At 58.1% G+C, this 6,321-nt stretch carries 8 protein-coding genes; 5 read left to right on the forward strand and 3 right to left on the reverse strand.

Annotated features, from left to right (window positions below; all coding sequences use genetic code 11):
• Positions 1 to 198, reverse strand: a 198-nt coding sequence (locus C9413_RS32805) for a hypothetical protein (RefSeq protein WP_210263611.1), incomplete at its 3' end; no start/stop codon positions are given.
• A 66-nt stretch (positions 199 to 264) separates the two neighbouring features.
• Between C9413_RS32805 and C9413_RS26005 the strand changes: the two genes are divergently transcribed.
• From C9413_RS26005 to C9413_RS26025, 5 genes are all read left to right on the forward strand, one after another.
• On the forward strand, positions 265 to 945 hold the full coding sequence (locus C9413_RS26005) for a thermonuclease family protein (RefSeq protein WP_246703850.1): 681 nt from the start codon (positions 265 to 267) through the stop codon (positions 943 to 945).
• A 14-nt stretch (positions 946 to 959) separates the two neighbouring features.
• A complete protein-coding gene (locus C9413_RS26010) occupies positions 960 to 1,508 on the forward strand; it encodes a hypothetical protein (protein ID WP_170251094.1) in 549 nt (182 codons plus the stop codon).
• Positions 1,509 to 1,749: 241 nt separating this feature from the next.
• Positions 1,750 to 2,211 carry a helix-turn-helix transcriptional regulator gene (locus C9413_RS26015; protein WP_040114587.1) on the forward strand — a complete coding sequence of 154 codons (462 nt, stop codon included), beginning with the start codon at positions 1,750 to 1,752 and terminating at the stop codon, positions 2,209 to 2,211.
• Positions 2,212 to 2,514: 303 nt separating this feature from the next.
• Complete coding sequence (locus C9413_RS26020; protein ID WP_040114588.1) at positions 2,515 to 3,417, forward strand: nucleotidyltransferase and HEPN domain-containing protein; 903 nt, start codon at positions 2,515 to 2,517, stop codon at positions 3,415 to 3,417.
• A 522-nt stretch (positions 3,418 to 3,939) separates the two neighbouring features.
• Complete coding sequence (locus C9413_RS26025) at positions 3,940 to 5,079, forward strand: RHE_PE00001 family protein (RefSeq protein ID WP_052451740.1); 1,140 nt, start codon at positions 3,940 to 3,942, stop codon at positions 5,077 to 5,079.
• Between the two features lie 19 nt (positions 5,080 to 5,098).
• On the opposite strand, the gene C9413_RS26030 is transcribed toward C9413_RS26025, so the two are convergent.
• On the reverse strand, positions 5,099 to 5,806 hold the full coding sequence (locus C9413_RS26030) for an HNH endonuclease signature motif containing protein (protein ID WP_348648804.1): 708 nt from the start codon (positions 5,804 to 5,806) through the stop codon (positions 5,099 to 5,101).
• Between the two features lie 35 nt (positions 5,807 to 5,841).
• Positions 5,842 to 6,126, reverse strand: coding sequence for a hypothetical protein (locus C9413_RS26035; RefSeq protein ID WP_170251095.1), 285 nt, complete (start codon positions 6,124 to 6,126; stop codon positions 5,842 to 5,844).
• Positions 6,127 to 6,321: the final 195 nt, after the last annotated feature.

A 6,321-nucleotide genomic window follows, 5' to 3' on the forward strand; every position in this document is an offset into this window, starting at 1 on the left:
AAGGGAACGAATCCAGCATGCGCCCCATTCGCGGAAAATGCCGCAGTCACCTTCGGCGTTTGGTTTGCGGTGGTTGCCGGTCAGCATCTGGATCTCGGGACGATGATGATATCCGAAGGCCATGCCTTTGCGGCCCTCGACGCCGATGGCCTGCCGGTCAATCCCGCTCCGCAGGTCAGGACTTTGGCAGTTTTCCAATGTCCAGCACCCGTCGATCCTTCTCGGACGTCGTGCAGCGAGGGGTATCCAGGAGGGTGGCGGGCAATGAGGAATTTAGCTGCCAGTTTGCTGATGATTTCGGGGCTCGGCAGCTTTCAAGCGGCAGGCGCGGATCTTCCGCGCGACGACCGCTACGGCATGCGGCCCACTATTGTCACCCTTCGGCCCGCGATCAAGGGAAGGGTATCGGTCATCAGCGGCGACACGTTGTGGTTTCCCGAGTTTGGCCGGAGAGTTCGCTTGGCAGGCATCGATGCTTGCGCCTTGCCGCAATGGGCATTCGATCCATCGATGGAGCAAGCGACGTCCTCTCCAGCACCTGTTCCATGCGGTCCGCTTGCCAAGGCCTGGCTCAAGCGCGTTGTCGGCACGGCGATCGTCGTCTGCCAGCCGATCAGTCACGCCGGCCTTGACAATCTGTCCGGGAGATGTTCGGCCCGGGGGTGCGACCTGGGACTGGAGATGCTGCGTGCCGGGTGGGCCAGGACCGGTTTGAAGGGGTTCGCCAACTCTCAGTACCTCGCCGCTCAGCGCCACGCCCGGTCCGCGCGTTACGGTCTCTGGGGTACCTACGCCCTTGGCATGGACGAATGGCAACGCAAGGCAATCGATCGCACAACGCAGCGCCGCCCGTTGGCCGATTGGAATCTCCTCTCAGACCGGGAGCAGGAAATCACGCCGCCGTTCGCCGACTGGCGCAATAGACCGCGACGAACCGACCGATAGGGAAGGACACGAGGATGCGACTGGTTCTGGCATTTGCTTTCATGTTCGGCTTCTCGCTGCCATTGGCGCCGGTCGAAGCGAGTGAATGGGGTTGCGAGATTTTGCTGTGCGCCGCCGCCGAAAATCCATCCTGGCAGGGTGTGCAAAGTTGCCATCCACCTATGGAGCGGTTGATTTCGGCCATGAAGCGGCCCGGCTTTTCATGGCCCACGTGCCCCGAGGGAGGTGCGGGAAAAACCGGCTATCAAAAATATGCTGACTGCCCGGCCGGATGGATACCAAGCGCCGGACAGCGAGATTTTGATCGTGGTCGCGGCAGAGAGCTGTCTCGCTGCAGCCGCGTCGTCGATCGGTGCAGCGGTCGCAACTTTCGGCCACGGTATGGCTCGGACAATAATCGCGTGGTCATCGATGGAAACATCCCCCGCGTCTACTCCGGCAACAATTCATGTCGTTACATCGAGTTCTCGGCGCGGCCCCTGCGTGACAAGCCCTACTATTTCGACATCAAGGACGACAATTCAGGCAAGGAAACCCGACGTTTCTTTGATCTGCGGAAGTGAGCGCCGGCGTAGGTCGAATTCGACGACACCGTAACCCGCTGGTGGCGGCCCGCGTTTTCAAAACGGTGACATTTACCAGGTGCATGAGACCCCGTCGATGAGCTCCATCACCCACGCACGGTTTCGTGTATGCCGCTATCTACGCGAAAGCGGCAATCGCATTGATTTCCCTGAGTGGGGGTTGCGGTGAATCTGCCTTCAAGTGATAAGAACCTTGGCTTGAGGCGCTTAGAGCACATATATGACCACGAAAACTGAGAAATACATCGAAAGCGCGGGTCTTGTTGAGACGCGTGATCCCGAAATCGGGAACCCAATCTATCGGCGACCAAGTTTCGATGGTCCTCCTGAACTGGGTGAAATGGACAACCAGATCGGCGAAGCATTGCGTGCGGCGCGCGAGAGACAGGGGCTGACACGGCCTGAACTCGCGCCGCTCCTTGGTCTCACCACACAGGTTTACGGGCGATACGAGCGTGGCGAATCGAAGATGCACGTGACTCGTCTGGTGCACTTGAGCGAGCTGTTGGATTTCTCACCGTTCGATCTGCTCTTTGCTGCCGCGCCACATTTGTGGGGGGCGTCCAAAGAGGAAGCGGAACTGCGCCACCGGTTAATGAAGCACATTGAGGAACTTCCTTTGGACAAAGCCAGGCTGCTTCTCGGGGTCGTCGAGGCTTTCTTGTCGACTCAGCGTTCCTGAAGTTGGAATCGGAGCTAACTCCGCTTCGGCGCGTACGCTGACGACGGACCGAAATTCCCGCCCTGGGGCGCGCTCCAATGCTGGTGTGAAGAAGAATGGGCAAGGCCTTGAGACCGGTATCGAGGAGATGTGGATCTGGGGCGGCTAGTACGTCGGAGAAGAGGGGCGATATCGCGCGCGTACACTCAAGCGACGGGAAAAACGCGAACCGGCGAGGTTCATGCCGTTTCCCTTCAGAAATTGTGGTGGTGCGCAGGTCAGTGGATGCGCTAAGAAAATGATTCAACGGGAGTTTTACCCTTGATGAAGTCGAGTCTCGATCATCTGCCGGAAAAGAAGCAGCGCGAACTGGCGCGTGTTGTCGAGATCATTCACGAGGAATTCGAGAACGCGTTGAAGGGAGGGGAGGCGGAATTCAAGAAGAAGGGCCGCATCTTGAAAATTATCCTCTTCGGCTCCTATGCGCGCGGAACCTGGGTCGATGAACCGCATACGATGAAGGGTTATCGGTCCGATTACGACATCCTCATTATCGTCAATACGAAGAAATTGACCGATGCCGAATATTGGTATGCGGCCAAAGATCGGTTGATGCGCGATCGAGGTATCAAGACCTTGGTCAATCCGATCATCCATTCCCGTCGTGAGGTTGGCGACGCGCTTCATCAGGGCCGCTACTTCTTCTCCGACATAAGGCGGGAAGGCATCGCTCTTTTCGAAGCTGATGATAAAGAACTTCCCGCAGCGAAAGTCCTAAGCCGTGAATTGGTTTATGAAGCCGCAAAGTTGTACTACGAACATCGGCTATGCGACGCGCGCGTTTTCCTGAAGACGTCCAAGTTTTGCCTTGCCGAAGGCAATTTTAGGCAGGCGGCCTTTCTCCTTCATCAAGCGCTGGAGCAGGCATACTCCGGGCTTCTCTTGGTCTTTTCAAATTACAGCCCCTCCTCTCACAGTCTTGCTCTCCTTCGAAATCTCGCAGAAGAACGACGGCAGGATCTCGCGGAGGTGTGGCCACGAGATCGGCATCGTTTCGTGGCTTGGTTCAACACCCTCAATGAGGCCTACGTGAAGGCACGCTATTCACCGCACTACACGATAAGTGAAGAGGCCCTATCCTGGCTGGTCGGTCGTTCAGAGGAACTAATCGATGCGGTTGATGCCGCGTGCGCCGATCACATTACACAGTTATCAGGCGCAAACTGATTTCGGCTTTTTGTGCGTTCGAGGCCGTTTATGAAAACAAGAATTGATCAGGAAACGTTCCTTTGCAAGCGTGTTCTATGATACGAATAGCGAGCCGCACAGCGCAGAAATCATCGCTGGACGAGTGGCAGGCCATCGAACACAGAGAAATCCCGCCAGCGAGCTCCTGTGGGCAAAGTGGCGCAAATCAGGCCCTTTGAGAATCGTCCACGACGCTCTCTCATCTTGTCCCGGGCTTAGACGCGGAAAAATCGACGCCAGATCGTTTGAAGCAGCCGTCCCGTAGCTGGCATTTCGCTCAGTAGGGCAGAGAGCCGGTGAGTGCGGGCGGGAAACACGGGGAAAAGAGGCGCATTTCCGCGGATTTCGGCGATCCAGGCGGGCTGAAATGCTGGGTTTTGCGACTCCAGATCAACTACCATCGATAACCTATACTTATCGATGGTTATAGCCTCGCCCAGCTATCATACGGTGTGAGGAACCGTAATATTGATATAGAGTTCCTATAAGAAATCATTTACCATGATTTCAATGGCTTACGATCTCGCGAAAATTAGCATAACAGCCTTGATGCGGCCGGCTTTCGACGCCGGCATCGCGCTCGCCCGTCTCGACGAGCGGATTGCCCGTTCGCCGGTCGGCGCGGGCTGGATCGAGCGCACCCAATTCACCGATGCCTGCGCCTCGCTATGGATCGACGGCGAACTCGTCCATCTCGAAGACCTCGTCCTCCACGACGCCACGAAAGATATTCGCACACCCAGCCACGAACTGACAATCGCCCGCGACGTGCTGCGCACCCGCCGACGCATCGCAGCCCAACTCCCCGGCTGGGCATTGTCGGCCGATGGTATCCGAAATTTGCGACAGACGTCGGACATCAATCCGGTCGGCGCTGAGGCGGGGCAGCCAAGCGGCGTCATTCGGCCCGCGGTCGCCGTCGATCCGGAAGGGGAGGGGCAAGACGCCGACGACATCGAACATCTCCCCGGGATCGATTATGCCGCCATCGATGCGGTTCTCGCCCGATCGGAAGCGGCGATCGAGAACGCGACACGGCCCGGCCGGAGTGGCGACCAAGAGAAAGATCCGATGATTTACGATCTCGACTGGGACGAGGATGCGCGGCTCGAAGAATGGCGCGGCGTGCTTCGGCAAGCGCAAGACCTGCCGGCGGTGCCGCAGGCCATCGTCGCCCTCGATGCCTGGAACGAGCTCGCTGTCCTGCAGCACGCGCCCTGGCTCGGCCGATTGTTCGCCGCCTCGATCCTGCGCCAGGCCGGCGTCACCTCCGGTGCGCATCTCGCCGCCGTCAATCTCGGCCTGAAAACCATTCCGGTCGATCGGCGCCGGCATCGTGACCGCGAGACCCGGTTGCTCGCCATCGCTCACGGCCTGATCGCGGCCGCGGAGATCGGGCTGAAGGAGCATGACCGGCTGGCGCTGGCCCGAACGCTGATGGAGCGAAAGCTCGAGGGGCGGCGGACGTCTTCAAAACTGCCGGACCTAGTCGAACTTGTCATGGCGAAACCTTTGGTGTCGGCCAAGATGGTCGCAAAGACGCTCGAGGTTACGCCGCAGGCGGCGCGGCGGATTGTTTTGGAGCTGGGGCTGAGGGAGATGACCGGGAGGGGGAGGTTTCGGGCGTGGGGGGTGATGTGACTTTGTTTTAAGAGAAAATTCATGCGCTTTCCAGTTCAGCAAAACGCGTCTGATGTCGCTCGAGATAGGGCGCATGTCCTCGAGCTATCTGGACATGCAGCGCTCCACTGCCCGGATTGAGGATCGCTAGAGCCGGGCCACTGAGCCGCGACGAGAACATCACGGCGCCGCTAGGGAGAATGGTCATCAGGTACTTGTCGAAGGCAGCGTCCAAGTGCGCCGCAAGCAGGAGGCCATTGTAGACGTCGAGTCTTTGGAAATCGGTGCTTTCCGACCACGGTATGATGTGACTGGCGCGGAGCAACGCCGTGTCTTTGACACCGGTGATCGCGCAACCACGATCCCAATAACTCTCCAAAGCTTTTCGAAAGATATCTTGACCGATTCGCTGAACCACCAAGCGTTCGGCTTCGGTCGTCTTGGGTAAGCCGCTCGTTTCCAGCTCAAATGTCCTCAGTGGACTGTCGGGCAATGACCCGCAGAGTTGGAAAGCGCGTCCAATTATTCTATAGAGCTCGCCCTCCTCCGCCGCTCGTACGAATTGGTCATTGCCGGTGGAAAACTCTTGCAATAGGGCCGCTGCCACTAGCGGAAGATCTACGCCTATCAAGAGGTAATCCAAATCGTCTCGACGGATCGATATGGTGCCCGGCACCAGCGAACTGCCGACGGTCAGAATGCCTGCCTCAGCAGGCACGACCAACTCGAAGCCTTGCTGCGCAGCCACGTGCTCTACGAGCAATCTATCCGACCGCGACAGCATTAGAGGTTCACCCGAAACAAGCGGTCTTCTTCAGGAGACCCTTGCAACTGCAGTCGCAACCAGGGCACATTCCGAAACTCTTCTGGCGGTTCGGTCGTCGTGGTGATTATATACTGAAAAAGCGGCGAAGGTCCCACATCCTCCAGCGACTGCGCAAAGCGGAAGATTTCTGAGTACAGCGATCTGCCAAGATCGGCCTCCCGCGGACTGTCATGCAACAGGAAGTCAGGATGAAGGGTCCGGCCTTCCATTGCCAGGGTAAGTGCCGCAAGATCGAAAAGCACGACAGCGAACGAGGTAATGGCGGGTTCCGCCCCAGAAACCCTCACCTGGGTCCTATAAACATCCTACGCCGCCGGCGACGGGGCCACCGGTGGGCTTGGGGGGGGCCGCGCTATTAACAAAACAAAAAAACCGACCAAAGATCGCGGGGGGGACAGATACTTATCACGTAGCAGTATATGTCATCAGTATCATAT

It is taken from the genome of Rhizobium sp. SEMIA 4085 (assembly GCF_013004495.1).
GTDB lineage: Bacteria > Pseudomonadota > Alphaproteobacteria > Rhizobiales > Rhizobiaceae > Rhizobium > Rhizobium gallicum.

What these genes read in the sequence shown, in the direction of transcription:
- C9413_RS26020 (WP_040114588.1), top strand. Translation starts at nt 2,515, where the DNA reads ATGAAGTCGAGTCTCGATCATCTGCCGGAAAAGAAGCAGCGCGAACTG.
- C9413_RS26005 (WP_246703850.1), top strand. Translation starts at nt 265, where the DNA reads ATGAGGAATTTAGCTGCCAGTTTGCTGATGATTTCGGGGCTCGGCAGC.
- C9413_RS26015 (WP_040114587.1), top strand. Translation starts at nt 1,750, where the DNA reads ATGACCACGAAAACTGAGAAATACATCGAAAGCGCGGGTCTTGTTGAG.
- C9413_RS26010 (WP_170251094.1), top strand. Translation starts at nt 960, where the DNA reads ATGCGACTGGTTCTGGCATTTGCTTTCATGTTCGGCTTCTCGCTGCCA.
- C9413_RS26025 (WP_052451740.1), top strand. Translation starts at nt 3,940, where the DNA reads ATGATTTCAATGGCTTACGATCTCGCGAAAATTAGCATAACAGCCTTG.